Consider the following 24,119-nt stretch of genomic DNA (forward strand, 5'->3'; position numbering starts at 1 on the left):
GGGGAAATGGTCTATTCTAGCTATGCTATCAGGGTTCCGAAAGATATTGTAAATTCTGACTATCATTTAATTCTCAATAACTTAGATGATAATCAGAAAGGAAAAGTTAATAGGCTGAGGTTTAAAGAAGATCAGTATTTGAGCTTAGTCGGCCAATGTTTGATTAGAACAATCTTATGTAAGTATATTGGCCTTCCTAATAAGGACTTACGTTTTTCATACAACTATTATGGAAAGCCTTTTATTAATAATATTGATGGCAAGAGTTTAGAATTTAATTTATCTCATTCTGGAGAATGGGTAGTCTTAGCAATTTCTGACCAACCAATTGGTATAGATATTGAACGTATAAATTTAGATATAGACGTTACTTTGTATTTTAATCATTTCTTTTCTAATAAAGAACAGTGTTTGTTCTCGAATTTAAGAGAACAGGATATTTCTAATTATTTTTTTGAATTTTGGACTCTAAAAGAAAGCTTCCTAAAAGCGGAAGGTACTGGATTAGCGATACCATTCACTTCATTTACGATATTAAAGGAAAATGAGTTAATTAAGGTATTAGATATAGAGGATAAAGAGCTAGAATACTCATTTAAACAATATTATATAGATAAAGATTATAAGTTGGCGGTTTGCGGTAGGGAAATAAATATGGAAAAAGAAATTACAGTAGTAGACTATCAAACGCTTTTTAAAGAATTCAAAAGTCTATTATAAATTAAATGCTCTTACTTAATTATTCGAATAATTTCTATAATAGGAGGCAGTACAATGTATGTACTTGGAATAGGTGGCTCTGAACATGACTTCTCTGCAACATTAATAAAAGATGGTGAAATTCTTTGTTCAATTGAAGATGAAAGACTTACACGTTCTAAATACTCACTTCAGAAAGATTTAAGTATTACACCTTTAGCTAAAGAATGGAGGTCAATTCAGTATTGTCTCGACCAAGCAGATATTACTCTGAATGAGATTGATTGTTTTTTCGGGAATGATTTGATGAATAAGGACTACATACCTCAACTTCCAAAACAGATTGTAATGCTTAATCATCACCTTACACATGCAGCTAGCACATATTATACATCACCATATAACGATGCGGCTATTTTAGTAGTAGACGGAATTGGAACTTTAATAGATTCCTCCAGTAACACTCATGAAACAATATCACTTTACAAGGGAACGAATAATGAAATTAAGGACATTGGAAAAGTTCATGGCAGTGGAATTGAAAATCCTGTTTCGGGATGGACTCTTTTTGAGAATTCTATTGGTAGGTTTTACTACAGAGTAACTGCAGAAATTGGATTTGGTTTTCTAGAAGAAGGAAAGACGATGGGACTAGCTCCATATGGTAAAGAAACTTATGTAGGTGATTTCAAGCGTTTTTATAGCATCGATGGATATATTTTTAGACAATCTCATGAACAAAAGTTAGAAATGGTTGTATATATTAGAAACGTACTAAAAAATACAAAAGATCGCTTTCATACAACTGCTGACCTTGCTTATGCCGTACAACATCACTTAGAACAAATAATGATTTCAATTTGTAATGCTCTCTATGATATAACACAGTCTAAAAATCTTTGCTTAGCTGGAGGCGTTGCTTTAAACAGTGTGGCAAATCTAAAAGTACTGGAGAATACTCCATTTGAAAACATCTATGTTCAACCTGCAAGCGGAGATGCAGGTACTTCAATTGGCGCAGCTTTGTATGGATTCCATGTATTAAATAATAAACCAAGAGAAGATTTGAACAATCTTTTTTCACCATACCTAGGTAAGAATTATAGCGAAAGAGAAATGCTAGATTCATTGGATAAGCATGGGAACCTGATAAATATAGAAAAGCCTGATGACTATGTTGATGCAGTAGCTAAGTTACTGACAAAAGGCTCGATCATTGCATGGTTTAATGGACGATCTGAAATTGGTCCACGAGCATTAGGTAATAGAAGTATTTTAGTTGATCCTAGAAGAAAAGATATGAAGGATATACTAAATAAACGTGTTAAGCATAGAGAAGGATTTAGACCGTTCGCTCCTATTGTATTGGAAGAGTATCAAACAGAATATTTTGAATTAGAGCATCCATCATATTACATGTTACTAGTACCTAAAATAAAGATTGATAAGCAAGATAAAATTCCTGCCGTCACACACGCAGATGGTACCGGAAGGGTGCAAACAGTATCAAATAAATTAAATCCACAGTTACACGCTTTAGTTTCTAGCTTTTACAAGCAGACTGGTGTGCCAGTATTATTAAATACTTCATTTAACGATAACGGGGAGCCAATTGTAGAAAGTCCAGAAGATGCATTAAACTGTTTTCTTAAAACCGATATAGACTATTTAGTGATTAATGGATTTATCATTAGTAAAAAAGTACTTGATAACTAGGAAATCCTTAAAAAGGATTTTAAAGTGGTTGTATGAGATGGACCGTGAGCCCTGATTTAAACACTGAATATAAATACGAAGCATCTCCTGATACGATTAAGGTATCAATTTTAGGAGGTGCTTTTCTTACGCCGCAATAAAAATGAAACATTGTCCACGTTACGCTCCATTTCTATGTAAAACAATAATTTAGAGAACAGCCAATAAAAAATGCGCCTTTGTATGAAACAAAGACGCAGATAATTAGATGAAATATCCTAGAAAAAGACCTACCGCTAATAATAATCCAAAAAATGTATTTGTTTGTGCCGTATTTTTCATTGCTGGTATCATTTCAAAAGCGATTGTTTTACCTTTGAAGCCTTTAACAGCCTTAATTGGCTTAGGAGCACTTAATAAAACTAGAATAAGCCATGGTGAAACAACATTTGTTGCGATTAGGATAAACACCCAAATATACGCTGTAAGAAACATGGCAGCAAGAAGCTTAACCGCTTTTTTCCGCCCGATTAATATAGCAAGTGTTTTGCGACCAAATTCCTTATCTCCGTCAAGGTCGCGAATATTATTAGAAAGCATGATTCCCCCTACTAGAATTAAGCTAGGGACAGCAACTAATACACTTGTTGTAGTAATATAGCCAGTCTGAATAAAGAAGGCAATAAGAATTAACATCATACCCATAACAAATCCTGAGATGATTTCTCCAAACGGTGTATAAGCAATGGGAAGTGGTCCGCCAGTATATAAATAGCCAACAGCCATACAGGCTAATCCGATAATAGCTAACCACCAGCTGCTATTCATGCAAATATAAATACCAATGATAATTGAAAGACCATATAGGCATAGCGCAGCATTGAGAACGGTGCGCGGCTTCACACCTTCGCGTACAATCGCTCCGCCAATGCCTACAGATTCCGCCGTATCATTACCGCGTTTGAAATCATAGTATTCATTGAACATATTTGTGGCAATTTGCAAAAATAAACTAGCAATCATCATAGCGATAAACAGCCCGACATGGAGACTTGATTCATATACAGCTAAAGCCGTTCCTAAAAGGACTGGCACAAAAGCTGCGGTCAAAGTATGAGGTCTTGTTAACTGCCACCAAACCTTCCAAGCTTTTTTGGAAGATGGTTGAGAAATATTTGTTTGAGGTTGAGATTGCATCAGGGTCCTCCAATCATACCTTCAATTGTAAGTAATATTAATTCGTTTTTAGTCTATGAAAAAGATTCACATACTAAGTTTAGGTAATGTCTACTAGAGTGTCAACAATAATTTGCATGTATAAGAGGTGGATTTTTCCTATAATCTATTTCACCTACTTGTACAATTTAATATATAATAAGGAAGTGAACAGTAATATGATTAATTGACATCTCTTCACCAAGAGGTGTATCTTAAATGAATGAAGGATAGCAGCTATGGCGCTGTTATTGGAGGGATTTTTTTGGTTACGATACAACATACGGAGCTAAAAGAAGGGATTCAAAAAGCAATTGCCAAAGCGAAAAATCTTGAGAAGCCGGTGTTAGTAAGTGAAGTTCAAAAAGTCGATCAAGTTGAACCACTCAATGTTTTTACAGCAGGACATCAAGATTATTTTGGTGAACGCTTTTTTTGGAAAGGCTCTTCTGATGAAATATTTATTATTGGAATCGGGATATGTGAACACATTCAATCGGATCAGGTTACTGACCGCTTTTTTCATGTGGAGAAACAATGGAAAAATGTAATGGAAGAAGCAGTTGTGCTAAATCCTTATGGCTTGGAAGGAACAGGTCCTACCATGTTTGGCGGATTTTCATTTGATCCTTTAAAGGAAAAAACCGAGCTGTGGTCGAAATTTTCTGATTCAATCTTTCATATTCCGAGGTTTATGTATAGTCAATATGATGGACAATCATATATGACCACAAATATCGTTTGTACTCAGCATGATGATGAATCACTGCTGCAAAAAGTATTGAACGAAAGGAAACAGCTATTATCATGTAGCAGCAGTTTACAAGATAGTGCTAATAACATTATTTCACAAGAGGAAATTGCTCCGCAGCAATGGAAAAATGCTGTCGGCCAAGTAGTAAATGCAATGAAAAACGGTGATATGAAGAAGGTCGTACTAGCGAGAGAAACACGCTTAAGCTATGAAAAGCCGATTCGCATAGAATCCGTATTAAACAAATTAATTAAAAATCAGAAAAACAGCTTTATTTTTGCTTTTGAATCGAATGGAGACTGCTTTATTGGTGCATCACCTGAAAGGCTTGTTAAAAAGCAAGGTAAGCAATTGTTTACAACATGTCTTGCAGGATCAATTAAGCGTGGTCTTACACCGGACGAAGATGAGCAGCTTGGCAATGAGCTACTTTCTGATCAAAAGAATCTTATAGAACATCAATATGTCGTCGATATGATCAAGCGTGCGATGGAGCAGGTAAGCAGTAATGTGGAGCTACCAAATGGTCCTGTATTATTAAAGCTAAGAGATATTCAACATTTATATACACCTGTAACAGCAGAAGCAGGTGAAAATAGCTCGTTGCTTTCCTTAATAGAACGATTGCATCCTACTCCTGCACTTGGCGGAGTTCCTCGCGAAAAAGCCGTGGAAACCATTAGGGAGCTTGAGGCACTTGATCGCGGCTTATATGGAAGTCCACTTGGATGGCTCGATTACAAAGGAAATGGCGATTTTGCTGTAGCACTGAGGTCAGGTTTAATTCAACAAAATGAGGCATCTATATTTGCAGGATGCGGCGTTGTTAAGGACTCTGATATTGATAGTGAATATCAGGAAACAAATATTAAGTTTCGTCCGATGCTGACAGCGCTTGGAGGTAACAAACAATGAATCATCAACAGGCATTAACAAAATATATTGCTTCATTTATATCTGAGCTTGTTAACAATGGTATTGAAGATGTTGTAGTGAGTCCTGGATCACGGTCAACTCCTATGGCGATGGTAATGGCAGAGCATCCTGAGCTTCGTATACATATTCATGTAGACGAACGCTCGGCTGCCTTTTTTGCTTTAGGAATGGCCAAGGCATCGAGTAGGCCAGTGGCCATTCTATGTACATCTGGAACAGCAGCAGCGAACTATTATCCTGCCATTGTAGAAGCATTTTATTCAAGAGTTCCTCTCATAGTGCTTACGGCTGATAGACCGCATGAGCTTAGAGATGTCGGTGCACCCCAGGCAATTGATCAGCTTCATCTTTATGGAAAGCATGTGAAGTGGTTTATCGAAATGGCACCTCCAGAAGATTCGGAAGGTGTGATTCGCTATGTACGGACTGCCTGTGCAAGAGCAGCAGCAACAGCAAAACAATCGCCTGCTGGTCCTGTTCATATGAATTTTCCATTTAGAGAGCCTTTAATACCGGATTTAAATCATCCCGAATTGTTCTCGCTTTCCAACAGGAAAGACGGATATATTACCGTAGAGCCAGCGCAGTATTCTTTACAGGAAGACCATTATAAAGAGCTTGCCGCTGAGCTTGGCTCATATGAAAAAGGGATGATTATCTGTGGGCCGATAGAGGAAGATGGGTTTACAGAAGCGGTTATATCGTTAGCAGAGTCCTTGAATTACCCAATATTAGCGGATCCGCTTTCTCAGTTAAGAAGCGGACAGCACCGGAAAGAGCATGTGATTGATGCTTATGATTCATTATTAAAAAATGAAACCGCGAAACAGCAATTAAAGCCAGATGTTATCATTCGTTTTGGTGCAATGCCTGTCTCAAAACCACTGCTATTATTTTTAAAGTCCCATCCGGAAGTTCGCCAAATTGTGATTGATGGAGGCGGAGGCTTTAGAGATCCAGCATTATTATCGACTGACATGATTTATTGCCAGGAAACGCTATTTTGTAAAAAGGTCGCCTCTTATACATCAAAAAGTGAGCAGGCAAGCTATCTGAATCTATGGCGAGAGATAAATACTCTTACAAAAGAACAATTGCGAGCTGTCTTGCATATTGAAGAACTAAATGAGGGGAAAATCTTCGCTCAACTGGCTGAGCTGCTGCCGGAAGGTGCGACTGTATTTGTCGGCAATAGCATGCCGATTAGAGATCTTGATACCTTTTTTCATGTGAATAATAAGTCTATCACGGTAATGGCAAATCGAGGCGCGAATGGAATCGACGGAACTGTGTCAACGGCATTAGGAGCAGCCATGTTTTCGCAGCCGCTCTATCTCATTGTAGGTGATCTGACATTCTTTCATGATTTAAATGGACTCATTGCCAGTAAGCTGTATCATATAGCAATCCACATTATTGTTATTAACAATAATGGTGGTGGGATTTTTTCCTTTCTCCCGCAAGCGGAGCATCCCAAGAATTTTGAACTGCTTTTTGGCACGCCATTAAATATTAACTTTGAGCATAGTGTAAAAATGTTTGGCGGGAAATATGAAAAGATAACAGATTGGGTGCATTTTTCTTCAGCATTGTTAAATGAAACTGACACGTTTCAAGTACTAGAACTAGTGACTAAACGAGACAAAAATGTGCAAGAGCATCGAGATTTGTGGGATGCTGTTTCCCGGGAAATAAGTCGATTATTGGAAGGGTGAATCCCGATGAATTTTGTCATAAATGGGATAAATTATCATGTGGATATTCGAGGCAATGGCTTCCCGCTAATTTTACTCCATGGATTTACTGGCAGCAGCGCTACATGGGCAGCCTTTGAAAATAAATGGAGTATGCACTCGCAGATGATATCACTCGATATTATTGGACATGGTGAATCAGATTCTCCAGAAGAGATCAGCTGCTATGAAATCGAGCATCAAGCTGAAGTCATTTATTCATTAATGAAAAAAATGAATATAGGAAAGGCTGATATCCTAGGATACTCAATGGGTGGAAGGCTGGCGATTACATTCGCTGTCAAATATCCTCATATGGTCAGAAGCCTTATTCTTGAGAGTACGTCCCCTGGGCTAAAAACTGCATTGGAAAGGAACGAAAGGCAAGCGCGGGATTTTCGCTTATGCGAATTAATTTCCGAAAAAGGATTAGAGTTTTTTGTGGATTATTGGGAGGATATTCCTTTGTTTTCTAGTCAAAAAAGACTAAGTGAACAGAAGTGGTTAGCTATTAGAAATCAGCGACTTCGCAATAATCCGCTCGGTTTAATCAATAGTTTAAAAGGGATGGGAACTGGTGCACAACCAAGCTGGTGGGACGAGCTAATCAAAATTGAGTTCCCGGTGTTATTGATTACAGGATCTTTAGATCAAAAATTTTGTCAGCTTGCCAACGAAATGGAAAGTGATTTTCGGTACGCTAAATGGAAAGTTGTCGAAGCGTGCGGACATGCCATTCATGTGGAAAATCCAGAAATATTTGCTACATTTGTAAGTGATTTTTTAGCGGAAATTGCATTTTCAAAAGAAAATGGTGAAAAATGATGTGTTTTTCGTCAGTTATTGCTAAAATATGATGTGGTAATATAAATAAATAACTTATTTATGAATATATAAGGAGGCAACAAATTATGTCAGCAGTAGAATGGGTAGCAGGCCGTAAATATGAAGAAATTATTTATGAAACATACAACGGCATTGCGAAAATAACAATTAATCGTCCACACGTACATAATGCGTTCACCCCAAAAACAGTGATGGAATTGATGGATGCGTTTGCATATGCACGTGACGATTCAAATGTAGGTGTTATTATCTTAACAGGTGCTGGAGATAAAGCATTCTGTTCTGGCGGAGATCAAAAGGTTCGCGGCCATGGCGGTTATGTTGGTGATGACCAAATTCCTCGTTTGAATGTACTTGATCTTCAACGATTAATCCGTGTAATTCCTAAACCCGTCATCGCAATGGTAAAAGGCTATGCTATTGGCGGCGGACATGTTCTTCACATCGTATGTGACTTAACAATTGCTGCAGATAATGCAGTATTCGGCCAAACAGGTCCTAAAGTAGGTAGCTTTGATGCAGGCTATGGTTCAGGCTACTTAGCTAGAATCGTAGGTCACAAAAAAGCACGCGAAATCTGGTTCCTATGCCGTCAATATAATGCACAGGAAGCATTAGATATGGGGCTTGTTAATACCGTTGTACCACTTGAAAAAGTGGAAGAAGAAACGATTCAATGGTGTGAAGAAATTCTTGAGAAGAGCCCGACAGCTATCCGTTTCTTAAAAGCTGCATTTAATGCAGATACCGATGGACTTGCTGGTATTCAGCAATTTGCAGGAGATGCAACCCTTCTTTATTACACTTCTGATGAAGCAAAAGAGGGAAGAGATGCATTTAAAGAGAAACGTAATCCGGACTTTGGACAGTTTCCTCGTTTCCCTTGATCAATCCTTTTACAAGGTAAAAACAGCTTGATGGATCCTCCATCAGGCTGTTTTTAGCTGAAAGGATTTTAATAGTCCTGAATAGGGAAATATAATTAAAGCATAAGTAAAACTAAAGCATTCGCGTAGGAGCTTGGCGGACGCCAAGTTTTTTGAATTTTGAAGGCATTGCAGTCGTTTTACTACATACTTAATGAATGATTCTATAAAAGAAGGTGTCATTTTGGATAATCAAGTGATGCAAAATTTTTTATATAAAAGATATTTATCAACGCCTAATCGACTAGCTTTTCATTATGATGGAAAAGATTATACTTTTTCTGATGTTTACCATGAGTCTTACAAAATTGCAGGACACTTGGCCGCTAAAGGAATTAAAGAATCTCAATTTGTTGGAGTATTGTTGAAAAATAACTTAGAAACTGTCTATATACTGTTCGCACTTCAGCTTCTTGATGCAAGGACGGTTATATTAAATAATCGTTTAACAAGTAAAGAAATCTTATGGCAGCTGCGTGATTCAAAAGCAAGCTATCTAATCACAGAAAGAGCATTTGATAAAGTTTATACGGAAGTGAAATATGAGCTTTCAGAAATTCAAGTGGTTCTGAAGGAAGCAATAGATCAAGAAGCGTATATTGAACCTGCCATCGTTAAAGAAATTCATTTAGACAATGTATGCACTGTAATGTATACATCCGGTACAACTGGACATCCAAAAGGTGTGAAGCAGTCATATGGAAACCATTTATGGAGTGCTGTTGGCTCCAGCTTAAATCTTGGGATCAATGACCGGGATGCCTGGTTATGTACAGTGCCATTGTTTCATATAAGCGGTTTTTCTATTTTAATGCGTGGCTTGATTTATGGCATGAAAGTCGTTTTGATTGACCCATTTGATGCAAGGACAATTATTGAGATGATTCACAAGCAAAATGTAACGATTATGTCATCAGTCAGTACGATGCTAAGAAAGCTATTAGATGAACTTGGTGAAGCAAGACTGCCTACTACATTCCGCGGTATACTGCTCGGGGGAGGACCAGCCTCTCAAGCTTTATTAGAGGATTCCATAGCACATAACATTCCTATTTATCAAACATATGGAATGACTGAAACTGCTTCGCAAATAGCTACGCTCTCGCCTGAAGATAGCTTGCAAAGAGTAGGTTCAGCAGGTAAACCATTATTTCCTTCTCAGCTGAAAATAATAAATGAATCTGGACATGAGGCTGAACCAAATGCTTCTGGAGAAATTCTTGTTAAAGGGCCTAATGTAACTAGCGGCTATCTAGGCCGCGATCATGAAACAGCCGAGAAACTTAATAATGGCTGGCTTTCTACCGGTGATATCGGCTATCTTGATGAGGATGGATTTTTATATGTGTTGGACCGCCGCTCCGATTTAATTATTTCCGGAGGAGAAAATATATATCCAGCAGAAGTGGAGGGGATTGTAGCAGCCCATCATGCTGTAGCTGATGCGGGTGTAGTCGGAATGAAAGATTCTACTTGGGGAGAAGTCCCGGTAGCATTTGTCGTTATTAAAAAAAATCATGATGTAAGTCATGATGAACTTGAATCATTCTGTAATGAAAAACTTGCAAAATATAAGGTACCAAAAAGATTCTTCATAGTAGAAAAAATTCCAAGAAATGCATCAAAGAAAATTTTGCGCAGAGAACTTCGTAAAATGATACAAATGTAGAAAAAAGCTTCATCTAGCAAAAATAGCTGCTGGATGAAGCTTTTTCCTCATAAATGGCTTTCCTCTACACAGGAGCCACTTGCTGCATGCACCATTCTTATTGGCGTTCGAAAGTTTTGCAATCCGTCTCTTTACTTGTCGATGCGGTGTCTCCTCTATGGCTTACTACATAGATTTGGCTTGCACTGCAACGATTGCCATCTGCCCAATAAGCACAGTTATTTACTTCACATAAAACGTCCTTTGCCATAGTGCTCACGTCCTTTTGGAGGTTTTGTTTGGTGTTAAAATCGTCACCATCCTTTATTCTCCCCTAATAATCAGCACTCATTAATGGGATTTATAGGACTGCCTTCAGATGTTTGTTATTTTTGGTAAAGAAAAAATAAAAAGCTCTCCATTAGGCAAATGAGAGCTTTTATAAAGGTTTAGTTTAGAGCTTTGTTTAAATTCTCTATGTTTTTATTCATAAGTGTAAAATAATTTTCTTCATTATCAATATCTTCCTGTGTTAATACGGATAAATTATGAATGGTTAGCGGTTCTGCACCAATTTCAGTTTGAATAATTTCTGTTAGTTTAGAGCTTACATTTTGTTCAAAGAATATATAATCTAAATTGTGTTCTTTTGCATCGTCAATGATTTTTTGCAATTCCTTCTGTGAAGGCTCACTAGACGTGCTTAAACCTGAAATACTGATTTGTTCAAGACCGTAGCGCTCTTCCCAATAGCCAAATGCAGCATGTGATACAATAAATTTCTTATTCTTTGCTTCATTAGTTACTTTCGTGAATTCATTATTTAATTCGTCTAATTCTGCTGCTAATTTTTCATAATTTGCATTCAAGGTTTTTTCTTCTTCAGGCATTTTATCAATTAGTGCATTTTTGATTGATTCTGCCAATTCTTTTGAGTAGAGAGGGTCAATCCACACATGTGGATCTACATCACCATGATGATGGTGCTCGTGTCCATCCTCGCCGTGCGCATGATCATGATCATGTTCTTCTTCTCCATGTTCCTCATGACTATGACCTTCATGCTCATCTTCAGTTTTTGCTTCTTCAAGATGAATGTTTTCTCCTGCAGGAATCATCGTCACATTTTCATTTTTTAAAGTGTTCTTAGCATTATCAACAAAGCCTTCTAAGCCAAGGCCAAGGTAAATAAATAAATCTGCATCAGCAATGGCAATCATCTCTTTTTGCGAAGGCTCAAATGTATGTTCATCAGCGCCTGGAGGATAGATTGTTTTTACATCAACCAATTCTCCGCCAATTCTCTCCGTGAAGTACTGCAAAGGGTATACAGTTGAATAAACAGTTAGTTTTTCTTCATTATTTTGTTCCTCAGCAGTTGGACTTGCACATGCAGCCATAACCATTATAAAAGGAATCAATAGCAATAATATCTTCTTCATTTTTTTCTCCTCTCGACTTTCATTCTATATATAATTTAAATTAAATAGAATAAATCGTATTTATTACGATTTGTAGAACAGATTAATACGTAATCATTACGATTTCACATATGTTATCTTACAAAAAATAAAAAGAAAATGCAAGTATAAAATTTGTTTGCTTGGGCACTATTTTGTATGATGTATATAGGCAAACACTTTTTAAGTGTAAATTATTGTCATACAAAAAAGAAGCTAAGTGATGTATTCTTTTGATGAAGCAATAAATATTTCGTTAACAAGACATTATATGCGGGTGGAGATGAGAAAAATGAGTTTATTAAAGGAAATGTTAGATTATAATAAGCTTTTTGTGGAAGAAGAAAAATATCGCGATTATGAAACAACTAAATATCCGAATAAACGAATGGTGATATTAACTTGTATGGATACGCGGTTAGTTGAGTTATTGCCGAAAGCATTAAATGTAAAGAATGGTGACGTAAAGATCGTGAAAACAGCTGGTGCATTAGTTAGTCACCCATTCGGAAGTATTATGAGAAGTATTTTAGTGGCTCTTTATCAACTAAAGGCAGATGAAGTCCTTGTTGTTGGCCATCACGATTGTGGGATGAGCGGAATGAGTGCAACTTCGATGATGGAGAATATGAAAGAACGAGGTATTTCTAATGAAACATTTGATACCCTCTCCTATTCAGGCATTGATGTGGAAAAATGGTTAAGTGGTTTTAATAAGGTCGAAGACAGTGTGGCCCATAGCGTAAATATGATTAAAAATCACCCGCTTATGCCTGAAGTCCCAGTACATGGATTGGTTATTGATCCAAGTACCGGAAAATTAGATGTAGTAGTTGAAGGATATTAATCTTTTTTCCTTGGCCATTCTTCGGGGACGAGATCTACGCCTCCAGGATGGAAAGGGTGACATTTAAAGATTCTTTTTAGAGCCAACCAGCTGCCCTTCATTGCGCCAAAACGTTTAACGGACTCTATTCCGTAGTTTGAGCATGTCGGATAAAACCTGCAAGTTGGCGGTTTTAATGGAGAAATGGCCAATTGGTACAATTTAAATAAGCGAAGGATTGCTTTTTGCATCATTTTTTTATTCACCCTTTTATTCATCATTAGCTCTTTTAGCAAAAACATATCATATAATGGGTTAATAGTCCAAATAGCTGACTTATTAGTATAAACATATTAAGTTGATGAAAATACTCGGAATTTATAGTATAATGATATTAATGTTGTAAAAAGGAGTGGTATTTATGCCATCAGTAGAAAGTTTTGAATTAGATCATAACGCTGTAAAAGCTCCATATGTGAGGCATTGCGGTGTGCATAAAGTCGGTACAGACGGTGTGGTTAACAAGTTTGACATTCGCTTCTGCCAGCCAAACAAAGCGGCAATGAAGCCAGATTCGATTCATACGCTAGAGCATTTACTTGCTTTCAATATTCGTACACATTCTGAGAAATATGAACACTTCGATATTATTGATATTTCACCAATGGGCTGCCAAACCGGATATTACCTTGTCGTAAGCGGGGAACCAACAGTCGAGGAAATTATCGATTTATTAGAAGCTACATTGAAAGATGCAGTAGAAATCGAAGAAATTCCAGCTGCGAATGAGAAGCAATGCGGTCAAGCTAAGCTTCATGACTTAGAAGGTGCCAAGCGTTTGATGCGCTTCTGGTTATCCCAATCGAAGGAAGAATTAAAACAAGTTTTTGCATAAGGTTTTAAAATAAGAAAACGGGCTGTCCCATAAGGGTCATGAAAATGACACCTATTGGGTCAGCCTCTTTTTTCTAGCTATTTCTGGAAAATGAAGTGTTGATTAAGGAATTTCATTACTTCCTAAAAAAGTGCACAAAAAAGCTACTGCCACTTTAACCGGTAAATAAACTGACGAACGCATAAAAGAAAGAGGTCATCGCCACTCCAAGAGAATTTGTCTAAAATACGCAAAAACCACGAGATGCTTCATTACATCACGTGGTAATTTTTTTAAAAGACGCTTTTGAGACAGCCTCTTTTCTATAAAATGGGTGAAAGTAAACGCGAAATCGATTCTTTAAATTTAATATATAATGAACGATTATTATATTCCTCTTCTGTAAGAATTCGCGAAACTCTGACATCATTATAAAAATCTGCCGCCAGTCTTTTAGCGATTTTTTCATCATAAATAAAAGCATTGACTTCAAAATTTAATCTAAAACTACGCACATCAATATTTGCAGTACCGACGGATGAGATGGTTTCATCTATCACGATTGCTTTCGCGTGAACAAAGCCATTATCATATATAAATACCTTTGCCCCCGTTTTAAGCATTTCCCCAATATACGAATAAGTTGCCCAATAAACAAACATATGGTCAGGTTTGTTTGGAATCATAATTTTAACATCTACACCTGAAAAAGCCGCAATACGCAAAGCATCAAGCAGGCTTGCATCAGGAATAAAATATGGCGTTTGAATGAGTATTGATTCCTTGGCAGATAATATCATTTTTATATAGCCGTTCTTAATCTGTTCTAGTTCATTGTCAGGACCGCTTGTTACAATTTGAATTGGTATATCGCCTTCTGGCTGAATGGGCGGATAATGTTCGGGCATATAATGAATGTCATGACGATGAGAAGCTTGATTCCAGTCCAATATAAAACGGGTTTGTATCGCATAAACTGCGCTTCCCTCAATACGAAGATGGGTATCTCTCCAATAACCGAACTTTTTGTTCAGCCCAAGGTATTCATCACCAATATTAAAGCCGCCAACATACCCTATTTTTCCATCAATGATGGCAAGCTTTCGATGGTTCCTAAAGTTCAGGCGCAAATTAATAAAATGGAATTTTGACGGGAAAAATGCTTCAACTTCTCCTCCTGCTTCACGCAGCTTTTTAAAGTATCTTTTTGTCATGCTCCTTGACCCAAGGTCATCATATAAAATTCTAACCTTAACACCTTCACTAGCTTTTCTATTCAATATTTCTACAAGCCGCTTGCTTAAATCTCCCCTTTTAAAAATATAATATTGCAAATGAATATGATCTGTGGCAGCTTCAATATCTTTAAAAAGTGAATCAAACTTGTCCTTTCCATCAGTGAATATTTCCATTGAATTGTCTTGAGTTAATACGGCGTCATTATTTACAAGATGCATATATATTAAGTCATGATTTTGTATGACTTCATTATTTTTTGCTGGCAGGTTCCGATTATGAAGGGCTGAGATTTGAATTGAAAGCATTTCATCAATCCCGATTTTTTTGCGGTCCTCCCATTGAAACATATTCTTTTTCCTTGGAAAGTTATGGCCGAATAGTAAATAAATAATAAACCCTAGTAAAGGGATAAAAAATAATACTAAAAGCCAAGCCCAAGTCGAAGCTGCATCTTTTCTTTCTAAAAAAATTACGACTATCGCAAGAAACATATTAAGAATGAAAGTGAGTCCGATAAATATGGAGTATATGTCCATTTGTTAGCAAGTTCCTCTCAGTTATTTAATTTTCCCTACCTTGCTTCTCATCAGCTGATACGGCTTTTTTCTTTTCCTCTGCCGTCTCTTGAATAGGATCAATTGTATGTTTGTATGTATATGCTTTGGAAGTTGTCATTACACTTAATATAAGAACAGTAAAGACAATAATAATTGAAATAATAATTACGATTATGTAAGTCATTAAGTTTGTACCCCCTTTTCATAAGCTATTCTACCATTTATATCATTTAATCTGAACTAAAATCTCTCCAACTATCCTCATAGGAAAACAAACTTAGAAAAGAGGGTTTTAACCTTCATATAAAGGGTATGTTATAAGTGTGGAGGGTGATATAAAATGAACGATAAATTAATACAATCCGTAAACAAACAAGTTGCAAATTGGACAGTCATGTATGTAAAGCTACATAATTACCATTGGTACATTAAAGGAAGCAACTTTTTCACGTTGCATGAAAAGTTTGAAGAGCTTTACAATGAAGCGAATGATCATATTGACGAATTAGCTGAAAGAATTCTTGCTCTTGGCGGCAGTCCGGTTGCAACGATGAAAGAATGCTTGGAGACTGCTTCTATTGAGGAAGCAACAGGCCAAGAAAAAGAGCGGGATATGGTTCAATCCGTATGCAACGATTTCGAAAAAATGCTCGGTGAGCTCCAAGAAGGCATTGAACTTGCAGAAGAAGCGAATGATGAAGCAACAGGAGATATGCTTATTGCTGTTAAGCAAAGCTTGAAAAAGCATACTTGGATGTTTAAAGCGTTTTTAGATTAATCGCAAAGTCTCCCCTATGCACACAAGCGTAGGGGAGACTTTTGCTCTTTGCTTCATGCTGACGGTTTATGTAGCCTAATGATAGTTTTGCGTTTGCGTAAAGTCTGCCGAAGCAAATTTCCCTTTTAATGATTCAATTAAATAAATCCCCATTAAGTTGTAAAGTTCTTGGTTATCCAGTTCATTGATCAGCTCCAACAAATCTTCTCTCGACATCTCCTCTAGAAATGCGAAGGCAAGCATATCGATATCTTCTTCATCACCAGTTAATTTATCTCGATAGTAATCGTATAATTCATCGATGATTTTCATTTTTTTCCCCTTTTCATTTTAGTTTGTTTCGTTAGTATATGTAATCTTTATTTTATTGCTCGTGTTTTCGTATAAATTACTTAAAATTGTGGGAAACGATAACTAATAAGAAAAAGGGGATGATGATTATGCCTGCAAAAAAAACGTATTATATTACAATCAATGACGGAGAAATATCTCAAAGCTCTACTTCATCACCATGGGATTTTAAAATAGAAGCGACAGATGACGAAATTGTTGAATTAAGGGAGTTATTTGATCAAAACTATTCGACTGAATGGGAGAATTTCTACCGAGCGCATGTCCCGTATTTACAGTATCATTTTGATCGGCAAAATGATAAATATGATGAGGGGCTAACAAAAATTTACGGTGCCATTTACCAGCTTGGCGATGAAGAAGCTAGAAATCATATAGCAAGTATGGGAATATTACCTTCAGAAAATTAAAGCAAAGACAGTGAATAACCTTTATAATAAGATTTGACAGAGGAATGTATTCACACATAAGCAATCAACTCAAGAGAGGGAAACAATGGAATCTTTTTTCGATTATTATGGGGGAACTGTAAGGTTATCCTTTGAAAAAGGGAAGTTTACAATTGAACCGAAGCATGTACTAGTCATTTGCCGAATGGGGAAGCACTGGCTGCTGACAAAACATAAAGTGCGGGGGCTCGAATTTCCAGGCGGAAAGGTAGAAAGCGGCGAGTCTCTTGAACAGGCAGCGATTAGAGAAGTAAAGGAAGAGACAGGAGCTGCCCTTGCACATATAGAGCAAATCGGTGAATATGAAGTGACTGCCAATTCTGAGTCATTTGTAAAGGCTGTTTTTTATGGAGAAGTAATGGAGCTGAATAAAAAAGCACATTATTTTGAAACAGATGGTCCAGCGCTAATTAAAGAAGACCAATTATTGCCTCAGCTTAATAATCAAGAATTCAGTTACATTATGAAAGACCAAGTTATTAAGAGAAGCCTTGAATTTATTATGGATTTAAATGAAAAACGGCATGTGTAAATGCCGTTTTTTAAATTAATTATTTTTAATTAGTTTTTTCTCCAGCAATTCAACTAGCTGATACATAATGGTTGCAAGTACAGCAATAACAAGTAAGGAAAGCATAACTAATGTAAAATTGAATACTTGAAAACCGTATATAATCATGTAGCCCAGTCCTTTGGAGGCAACGAGGAATTCTCCTACGATTACTCCAACCCAAGATAATCCGACATTAACTTTCAGTGTTGAAATGATAACTGGGAAGGAAGAAGGGAGAATGGCTTCCTTAAAGATTTGATATCTCGTTCCGCCAAAGGTTTGCAGTACTTTTATATAGTTTGGATCCAATTCTCTAAATGATGTATACACAACAATCGTCGTAATAATAACTGAAATAATTGTTCCCATTGCTACAATGGAAGTAAAACTCGGGCCAAGAGCGACAATTAAGATTGGTCCAAGAGCGACCTTTGGCATGCTATTTAGAACGACTAAATATGGATCGAGTATTTTTGAAAGCATTGGTGACCACCATAAAAGGGCAGCAAGCAGTGTTCCTAGTATAGTTCCCAATATAAAACCGAGAATAGTTTCGGATAAAGTAAAGCTTAAATCAAATAACAATGAGCCATCTTGTATTTTATCAATAAAAAGCGCCCATACTTTTGAAGGGGAGCTGAAGATTAATGGATCAATCCACCGCAGTTTGCTGGCAATTTCCCAGCCAGCAAAAACAAAAATGAAAATTAATATTTGATAAAATCTTACCCATATTTTTTCTCTATTTAATGAACGAAGATATTCTTTATGAAGAAGTTCAGTATTGTTCTTCGGGTTCAATGGACTCCAACTCCTTCCATATTGTTTGGAAAATAGTAGAGTATGATTCATGGTTCCTTGCCTGAAAAGGAGTCAGTTCTCTTAGCTCTTTAGGAATGTGAAACGTTTTATGGATGTGTCCTGGACTAGGTGAAAATAAAAATACTCTGTCGCTCATTGCGATTGCTTCACCAATATCATGCGTAACTAGAATCGCCGTTTTATTAAATGCCTTTAATGTATTTGAAACGAGATCCTCCAGATTTAACTTCGTCTGATAATCCAGTGCTGAAAAGGGTTCATCAAGCATAAGAAGCTTTGGTTCAGTCGCTAAAGTGCGGACAAGTGCTACCCTTTGCCTCATTCCTCCAGACAGCTGTTTAGGAAAAAGAGAATCCACATTTTTTAATCCAATTTGTTCTAATAAATTCCGGGCATAATCGATTTTATCTTTCTTTAAGTTATGGCTTATTTTGAGTCCAAGAAGGATATTTTCTTCAATGGTCTTCCACGGGAATAAATAATCCTGCTGCAGCATATAGCCAATTTCATTATCAATTGTTCCCACCTTTTTTCCTTCGAGCTGAGCGGTACCTGAAGTCGGTGTAATTAGTCCGGCAATAATGGATAGCAAGGTGGTTTTACCACATCCACTTGGTCCTAGGAAGGAAACGAATTCTCCTTCAGCTACATCAAGTGTGATATTGGAGAGGGCAGTTACAGCACTTTTTTTTGTAAAATAAGTATGGTAAACATCGTCAACTTTGAGAAATTCCATTTTGCGGTCTCCTCTTTCCTTATTGGTATACAATCACCTTGTAAAACCAATAGAATAGGAGCCAACGTTTGAGTGATAATGACAAACGCCAGCTCATTTTAGTTATTCATCCATAACATTTTCAGCGATGGATGTATTCACAAGTGTTTCATAATCAATGCGTTGAGGAAGCTCACCAGCTTCATCCATAATGTTTTGCAAATTCTCCCATTCCTCTTGATCTAAGATAGGGTTCGTTGCAAACGATCCTTGGCTCTTATATCTTTCAACTGACATTTCAATAATGTCTAGATCGGTGTTATCGAAATAGCCTTGAATAGCTTCTGCTGTCTCTTCCGCACTATGTGAGTCAACCCATTGCTGAGCTTTATAAATGGCTCTAGTAAACTTCTCAGCAGTCTCTGGATTTTCTTTTAAGTAGCTATCTTTTGACATATAGACAGTGTAAGGCAGGTTTCCTGACTCTACTCCAAATGAAGCAACAATATGACCAATTCCTTCTTTTTCAAATACGCTGGCTGTCGGCTCAAAGAGCTGTACAAATTCGCCTGTGCCAGAAGAGAATGCAGGTGCGATATTAGCAAAATCAACATTTTGGATTAAATTTAAATCTGCATGAGGGTCAATTCCATGCTTCTTTAATGCGAATTCACCTGCCATTTGAGGCATTCCGCCTTTTCGTTGGCCAAGGAAGGTACTATCTTTTAAAAGATCCCATGAAAAATCGTCAATTTTCTCACGTGAGACAAGAAAGGTTCCGTCTGTTTGTGTAAGCTGAGCAAAGTTGATGATTGGATCATTTGCTCCTTGAGCATTAACATAGATAGAAGTTTCAGAACCAACGAGGGCAACGTCAATCCCGTCTGATAGCAAGGCAGTCATTGTTTTATCGCCGCCTGCGGTCGTTGTTAATGTAATATCAAGACCTTCCTCTTCAAAAAAACCTTTTTCTATGGCAACATATTGGGGAGCATAGAAGATAGAGCGTGTCACTTCACCTATACGAACTTTCGTGACATCATCCTTGCCGCAAGCAGCAATTGGTATGATAAGAATGGTGATAAGAAATAGAGCAAAGCTGATTTTAAACCATTTTTTCATCGGTCGAACCTCCCAAATAAAGAAATCTGTTTTAAGCGCCTAAATTATCGTATGAAGGTGCAAAAAATGTGTGATAGCCTATAAAAAATATTTAGAGAAGAGGTGAGCTTTTTTGACAATTATTACAGACAGATGGAAATTCCCATCTCCGCATCCAGAAATCGAGTTATCAGTAATTACATATATGGCCGGCGGCTTAAAGGTCAAAGGGTTATTAGCAGAACCAAAGAATGATAAGAAATACGATGGCTTTTTGTATTTGCGTGGGGGCATCAAGAACGTGGGGAAGGTTCGTCCAGGCAGAATCGTTCAATTTGCATCCCAAGGCTTTATCGTTTTTGCCCCTTTTTATCAGGGAAATCAAGGAGGAGAAGGAAATGAAGACTTTGCTGGTGACGATCGCGAAGATGCATTTGCAGGTTTTCGTTTGCTGCAATCACATGAAAGAGTAAAGAACGTTCACATTTTTGGCTTTTCAAGAGGAGGGGTAATGGCACTATTAACTGGTATACATGAACTAGAGGCTGCATCCATTGTGACATGGGGGGGTGTGAGCGATATGTTTCTCACATATGAAGAACGGAAAGACCTTCGCAGAATGATGAAAAGAGTCATTGGCGGTACGCCTAATAAATATCCAGAAAGATATGAATATCGGACACCGCTATATGAATTAGATCGGCTGGATGCCAATGTACTTATTATTCATGGAGCAAAGGACCAAAATGTTTCTGTTGAACATGCCTATCGACTTGAAAAAAGGCTTAAAGAATTAAATAAAAATGTAGAAACGTGGTACTTTCATGAATTTACACATTATTTCCCTCCAGCAATTAATCGAAAAATCGTCCGTGATTTAGCAAACTGGATGAAAAAACAAACTGAATAGACAGCTTTATCGTTTTGTAAATCTGAGATAGAATAATAATAAAAAGCTTAAAGAGGAGCGGATATACGATGGGTATGCCATTGGAATTAAACACGATGATAGTAACAAAAGGAAATGAAGTCCGATTAGATGAGAATTATTTTTCACTAACAAAAAATGGATATCGCTTATACCCAATCGATATACCTGTGGAAGTAAAGAAAACAAGAGACGGGGAATTAAGCGGTATGGGTATTATTCGTAAGGTAGAAATGGAGAATGAAACAACGACAATTAAGTACCAGCTTATATCTTTGAAATCTTCAAACTAACTAATGGGCAGCAATCGCTAAGATTGCTGCTTTAATAGTTAATTCCTAGTGTAATCAGTAATATCTCTGTGAAGGGCGAGAAATAGGAGTGCTCCATGAAGATAAACCGGTTATATCTCTGTGAAGCGCAGGAAAAAAGAGTGCTTAACGAAGATAAAGTGGTTTTATCTCTGTGAAGCATAAACGACTTCGGCAGAAAAAAGAAGTACCTTAATGTGTCCTCTTGCAACTAATCAGATATAGCAGTAGCCTACCTTACACTTCAATCAACAAAAAAACGGCAATCATAAAGATTACCGTCGTCATATTTAGATAATTTAAGCGATAGGGCCGCCTTTTTCTCCGATTTCAGCAGAGATATTACCGAATTTCTTGAAGTTTTCGCGGAATTGACCAGCAAGCACTTTTGCTTTTGCTTCATAGTCTGCTTGGTCAGCCCAAGTTTTGTTTGGAAGAAGTACTTCGTCAGGTACACCTGTTACATGTAAAGGAATATCCAATCCAAAGATTTGATCTTTTACTGTTTCTACATTGTTTAGTTCGCCTTCTAGTGCAGCTTCAACCATTGCACGAGTATAAGCGAGTTTCATACGGCTTCCGACACCGTATTCTCCACCAGTCCAGCCAGTGTTAACAAGGAATACTCTCGCATTGTGCTCGTCGATTTTCTTACCAAGCATTTCAGCATATTCTTGTGCTGGAAGCGGTAAGAATGGAGAGCCAAAGCATGTTGAGAAAGTTGCTTGAGGTGAAGTAATTCCACGCTCAGTTCCAGCAAGCTTGGAAGTGTAGCCGCTTAAGAAGTGGTACATTGCTTGCTCTTTCGTTAATTTTGAAATTGGAGGCAATACGCCTGACGCATCTGCAGTTAAGAAAATAATCGTGTTTGGATGACCTGCAATACTAGGGTCAACAATATTATCAATTGCTTGTAATTGATAAGCGGCACGAGTATTCTCTGTTAATGTGTTATCAGAATAGTCAGCTACACGAGTTTCGTTGTTAAGAACAACATTCTCAAGGACAGCGCCAAAGCGAATGGCATCGAAAATTTGCGGTTCTTTTTCGCGAGTTAAGTCGATGCATTTTGCATAGCAGCCGCCTTCGATATTGAATACGCCATTAGGTGACCATCCGTGCTCGTCATCACCAATTAGGCGGCGATTTGTATCTGCAGACAATGTTGTTTTACCGGTACCAGAAAGGCCGAAGAATAAAGCTACATCGCCTTCACGGCCAACATTTGCAGAACAGTGCATTGGAAGAATGCCGTTTTCTGGTAACATATAGTTCATCACAGAGAAAATTGATTTTTTCATTTCTCCTGCATATTCAGTCCCGCCGATTAAAACGATGCGACGTTCAAAGGAAACGATAATGAAAGTTTCTGATTTAGTACCATCAACTGCTGGGTCAGCCTTAAAGTTTGGAGCTGAAATCACAGTGAATTCTGATTCGTGGTTGATTAATTCATCTTCTGCAGGGCGAATGAACAATTGGTGTGCAAAAAGGTTGTGCCAAGCATATTCATTAATTACTTGGATTGGCATGCGATGCTTTTTATCTGCACCAGCAAATCCTTTGAATACGAATACTTCATTTTTCTCTTTTAAGAAAGCAATGACTTTATTGTAAAGGTTATTGAAGGCTTCTTCTGAAATTGGCTGATTGACGCTTCCCCAGTCAATTTTATCCTTTGAGCTAGCTTCTTCAACGATGTATTTATCTTTAGGTGAACGGCCCGTATATTTACCAGTAGTAGCACGTACTGCACCAGTTGAAGTAAGTACACCCTCATTGCGGTTTAACACTTTTTCTACTAGTTGAGGAACAGATAATTGAACTTGGATGTTTTCGCCTTTAAGTAAATCATTTAACTCAGTTATCGATACAGAATTCATCTGATGAATACCTTCCTTTATAAAAATTATTTTTGAAAGAGATGTGCATCTCAAAATTTGAATGTGATTTCTTCAAAAATAGTATAACACATTAATTTATATAATCTATACTATTTCGTGGATTTTTCTACAATTAATGAAATTGTCACAAATTCAAATGCGGTATTCATTATAAATAGATTTTGCTTCTTTTTAAAGGGTAATTCAAAAATTTAATGTAAATTTTGTTATATATAAGGAAATGATTTTTTTTATTTGAAGATGCTTTGCGATTAAAACTGTAGGAAAATCCTTATTTTTTTCTAACAATTTTTGTTACATCCATAGAAATAGCGAAAAATAATTGACTAGAACGTTTCTGTAAGTTATGATGAATCCTTGAACGGATACTCTCTTATCCCGAGCTGGTGGAGGGACAGGCCCTATGAAACCCAGCAACCTGCCAACTTTATTTATGAGCAAAGGTGCTAACCTGATGCAAGGATAAATAATGTATGATCCTTGATCGATAAGAGTGAAAGGCGCGAATCAGTTTGTTTTCAACCTTTTCACTATAATGGGGAAGGTTTTTTTGTATGCCCAGGATAGTTGATTGGAATTGAATGGGATGAGCGACTTTTGGAATGTACTATTTATGAAAGTTAGAAGGAATTTATTACAGTCTATTCCCAATATACCAAGTTAACGCATAGGTTATTAAGGGTATAGAAAAATGCCAAACCTTCTTCATAAATGTCTATGTTTAATTCATACTACTAAGGGAATGAGTTCCGTATCAAAAACTCGAGGCTGGAAAATGCCAGTCTTGTTTATTCGATAA

Annotated in this window: 25 protein-coding genes and 1 riboswitch; of the genes, 14 read left to right on the forward strand and 11 right to left on the reverse strand. The window is 37.1% G+C overall.

Going from position 1 to position 24,119, the window contains the following annotated elements; translation table 11 throughout:
* Positions 1 to 6: 6 nt before the first annotated feature.
* Positions 7 to 720, forward strand: a complete 714-nt coding sequence (locus CWS20_RS00160; protein WP_083957171.1) for a 4'-phosphopantetheinyl transferase family protein — start codon at positions 7 to 9, stop codon at positions 718 to 720.
* Positions 721 to 774: 54 nt separating this feature from the next.
* On the forward strand, positions 775 to 2,415 hold the full coding sequence (locus CWS20_RS00165; protein WP_066190932.1) for a carbamoyltransferase family protein: 1,641 nt from the start codon (positions 775 to 777) through the stop codon (positions 2,413 to 2,415).
* Between the two features lie 243 nt (positions 2,416 to 2,658).
* Here the strand turns inward: CWS20_RS00165 and CWS20_RS00170 are convergent, their stop codons facing one another.
* On the reverse strand, positions 2,659 to 3,591 hold the full coding sequence (locus CWS20_RS00170) for a 1,4-dihydroxy-2-naphthoate polyprenyltransferase (RefSeq protein ID WP_066190935.1): 933 nt from the start codon (positions 3,589 to 3,591) through the stop codon (positions 2,659 to 2,661).
* Between the two features lie 283 nt (positions 3,592 to 3,874).
* Between CWS20_RS00170 and CWS20_RS00175 the strand changes: the two genes are divergently transcribed.
* From CWS20_RS00175 to CWS20_RS00195, 5 genes are all read left to right on the forward strand, one after another.
* Positions 3,875 to 5,278, forward strand: a complete 1,404-nt coding sequence (locus CWS20_RS00175; RefSeq protein WP_241198896.1) for an isochorismate synthase — start codon at positions 3,875 to 3,877, stop codon at positions 5,276 to 5,278.
* The gene (menD, locus tag CWS20_RS00180; RefSeq protein WP_066190941.1) at positions 5,275 to 7,014 is read left to right on the forward strand and encodes a 2-succinyl-5-enolpyruvyl-6-hydroxy-3-cyclohexene-1-carboxylic-acid synthase; all 1,740 of its coding nucleotides are present in this window, start codon (positions 5,275 to 5,277) and stop codon (positions 7,012 to 7,014) included. The genes CWS20_RS00175 and menD overlap by 4 nt, the downstream gene beginning before the upstream one ends.
* Positions 7,015 to 7,020: 6 nt before the next feature.
* Entirely contained in the window at positions 7,021 to 7,857 is an 837-nt protein-coding gene (gene menH, locus CWS20_RS00185) for a 2-succinyl-6-hydroxy-2,4-cyclohexadiene-1-carboxylate synthase (RefSeq protein WP_066190945.1), read from the forward strand.
* Between the two features lie 86 nt (positions 7,858 to 7,943).
* A complete protein-coding gene (menB, locus tag CWS20_RS00190; protein WP_066190947.1) occupies positions 7,944 to 8,765 on the forward strand; it encodes a 1,4-dihydroxy-2-naphthoyl-CoA synthase in 822 nt (273 codons plus the stop codon).
* Between the two features lie 223 nt (positions 8,766 to 8,988).
* Entirely contained in the window at positions 8,989 to 10,473 is a 1,485-nt protein-coding gene (locus CWS20_RS00195; RefSeq protein WP_083957172.1) for an o-succinylbenzoate--CoA ligase, read from the forward strand.
* A 97-nt stretch (positions 10,474 to 10,570) separates the two neighbouring features.
* Here the strand turns inward: CWS20_RS00195 and CWS20_RS00200 are convergent, their stop codons facing one another.
* Both CWS20_RS00200 and CWS20_RS00205 read right to left on the reverse strand, forming a co-directional pair.
* Positions 10,571 to 10,723 (reverse strand): DUF1540 domain-containing protein, encoded by a 153-nt coding sequence (locus tag CWS20_RS00200; RefSeq protein WP_083957173.1) that lies wholly within the window; start codon positions 10,721 to 10,723, stop codon positions 10,571 to 10,573.
* A gap of 178 nt (positions 10,724 to 10,901) precedes the next feature.
* Positions 10,902 to 11,894: a metal ABC transporter solute-binding protein, Zn/Mn family gene (locus tag CWS20_RS00205; RefSeq protein ID WP_066190950.1), complete on the reverse strand. Its 993-nt coding sequence runs from the start codon at positions 11,892 to 11,894 to the stop codon at positions 10,902 to 10,904.
* 310 nt (positions 11,895 to 12,204) lie between these two features.
* Here CWS20_RS00205 and CWS20_RS00210 point away from each other — a divergent pair, with 310 nt between their 5' ends.
* Positions 12,205 to 12,759 carry a beta-class carbonic anhydrase gene (locus CWS20_RS00210; RefSeq protein ID WP_066192051.1) on the forward strand — a complete coding sequence of 185 codons (555 nt, stop codon included), beginning with the start codon at positions 12,205 to 12,207 and terminating at the stop codon, positions 12,757 to 12,759.
* Here the strand turns inward: CWS20_RS00210 and yidD are convergent.
* Positions 12,756 to 12,989 carry a membrane protein insertion efficiency factor YidD gene (gene yidD, locus CWS20_RS00215; RefSeq protein WP_411814275.1) on the reverse strand — a complete coding sequence of 78 codons (234 nt, stop codon included), beginning with the start codon at positions 12,987 to 12,989 and terminating at the stop codon, positions 12,756 to 12,758. The genes CWS20_RS00210 and yidD overlap by 4 nt on opposite strands.
* Before the next feature lie 170 nt (positions 12,990 to 13,159).
* Here yidD and CWS20_RS00220 point away from each other — a divergent pair, with 170 nt between their 5' ends.
* Complete coding sequence (locus CWS20_RS00220) at positions 13,160 to 13,633, forward strand: S-ribosylhomocysteine lyase (protein ID WP_066190957.1); 474 nt, start codon at positions 13,160 to 13,162, stop codon at positions 13,631 to 13,633.
* Positions 13,634 to 13,935: 302 nt separating this feature from the next.
* Here the strand turns inward: CWS20_RS00220 and cls are convergent, their stop codons facing one another.
* Both cls and ytzI read right to left on the reverse strand, forming a co-directional pair.
* On the reverse strand, positions 13,936 to 15,387 hold the full coding sequence (gene cls, locus CWS20_RS00225) for a cardiolipin synthase (RefSeq protein WP_066190960.1): 1,452 nt from the start codon (positions 15,385 to 15,387) through the stop codon (positions 13,936 to 13,938).
* 25 nt (positions 15,388 to 15,412) lie between these two features.
* Positions 15,413 to 15,592, reverse strand: a complete 180-nt coding sequence (ytzI, locus tag CWS20_RS00230; protein ID WP_066190963.1) for a YtzI protein — start codon at positions 15,590 to 15,592, stop codon at positions 15,413 to 15,415.
* Between the two features lie 156 nt (positions 15,593 to 15,748).
* On the opposite strand from ytzI, the gene CWS20_RS00235 reads away from it, so the two are divergent.
* Positions 15,749 to 16,186 (forward strand): Dps family protein, encoded by a 438-nt coding sequence (locus CWS20_RS00235; RefSeq protein WP_066190968.1) that lies wholly within the window; start codon positions 15,749 to 15,751, stop codon positions 16,184 to 16,186.
* Between the two features lie 75 nt (positions 16,187 to 16,261).
* On the opposite strand, the gene CWS20_RS00240 is transcribed toward CWS20_RS00235, so the two are convergent.
* Positions 16,262 to 16,498 carry a DUF6154 family protein gene (locus CWS20_RS00240; RefSeq protein ID WP_066190971.1) on the reverse strand — a complete coding sequence of 79 codons (237 nt, stop codon included), beginning with the start codon at positions 16,496 to 16,498 and terminating at the stop codon, positions 16,262 to 16,264.
* 122 nt (positions 16,499 to 16,620) lie between these two features.
* Here CWS20_RS00240 and CWS20_RS00245 point away from each other — a divergent pair, with 122 nt between their 5' ends.
* Both CWS20_RS00245 and ytkD read left to right on the forward strand, forming a co-directional pair.
* Positions 16,621 to 16,947 (forward strand): hydrolase, encoded by a 327-nt coding sequence (locus CWS20_RS00245; RefSeq protein WP_066190974.1) that lies wholly within the window; start codon positions 16,621 to 16,623, stop codon positions 16,945 to 16,947.
* Positions 16,948 to 17,032: 85 nt separating this feature from the next.
* Complete coding sequence (ytkD, locus tag CWS20_RS00250; protein ID WP_066190981.1) at positions 17,033 to 17,518, forward strand: RNA deprotection pyrophosphohydrolase; 486 nt, start codon at positions 17,033 to 17,035, stop codon at positions 17,516 to 17,518.
* 15 nt (positions 17,519 to 17,533) lie between these two features.
* Here the strand turns inward: ytkD and CWS20_RS00255 are convergent, their stop codons facing one another.
* The 3 genes from CWS20_RS00255 to CWS20_RS00265 all read right to left on the reverse strand — a co-directional run bounded on the left by CWS20_RS00255 (position 17,534) and on the right by CWS20_RS00265 (position 20,198).
* On the reverse strand, positions 17,534 to 18,340 hold the full coding sequence (locus tag CWS20_RS00255; protein WP_066190985.1) for an ABC transporter permease: 807 nt from the start codon (positions 18,338 to 18,340) through the stop codon (positions 17,534 to 17,536).
* Positions 18,318 to 19,097 (reverse strand): ABC transporter ATP-binding protein, encoded by a 780-nt coding sequence (locus CWS20_RS00260; protein ID WP_066190989.1) that lies wholly within the window; start codon positions 19,095 to 19,097, stop codon positions 18,318 to 18,320. The genes CWS20_RS00255 and CWS20_RS00260 overlap by 23 nt, the downstream gene beginning before the upstream one ends.
* A gap of 102 nt (positions 19,098 to 19,199) precedes the next feature.
* Positions 19,200 to 20,198 (reverse strand): ABC transporter substrate-binding protein, encoded by a 999-nt coding sequence (locus CWS20_RS00265; RefSeq protein ID WP_066190991.1) that lies wholly within the window; start codon positions 20,196 to 20,198, stop codon positions 19,200 to 19,202.
* Between the two features lie 112 nt (positions 20,199 to 20,310).
* Here CWS20_RS00265 and CWS20_RS00270 point away from each other — a divergent pair, with 112 nt between their 5' ends.
* Both CWS20_RS00270 and CWS20_RS00275 read left to right on the forward strand, forming a co-directional pair.
* On the forward strand, positions 20,311 to 21,087 hold the full coding sequence (locus CWS20_RS00270) for an alpha/beta hydrolase family protein (protein ID WP_066190996.1): 777 nt from the start codon (positions 20,311 to 20,313) through the stop codon (positions 21,085 to 21,087).
* 68 nt (positions 21,088 to 21,155) lie between these two features.
* Entirely contained in the window at positions 21,156 to 21,398 is a 243-nt protein-coding gene (locus tag CWS20_RS00275) for a DUF2584 domain-containing protein (RefSeq protein WP_066190998.1), read from the forward strand.
* Between the two features lie 317 nt (positions 21,399 to 21,715).
* Here the strand turns inward: CWS20_RS00275 and pckA are convergent, their stop codons facing one another.
* Positions 21,716 to 23,299, reverse strand: a complete 1,584-nt coding sequence (gene pckA / locus CWS20_RS00280) for a phosphoenolpyruvate carboxykinase (ATP) (protein ID WP_066191000.1) — start codon at positions 23,297 to 23,299, stop codon at positions 21,716 to 21,718.
* 391 nt (positions 23,300 to 23,690) lie between these two features.
* Positions 23,691 to 23,814, forward strand: a riboswitch (SAM riboswitch).
* The last annotated feature ends 305 nt before the right edge of the window (positions 23,815 to 24,119 follow it).

The organism is Cytobacillus horneckiae (assembly GCF_002835735.1).
GTDB classification, from domain to species: domain Bacteria; phylum Bacillota; class Bacilli; order Bacillales; family Cytobacillaceae; genus Cytobacillus; species Cytobacillus horneckiae.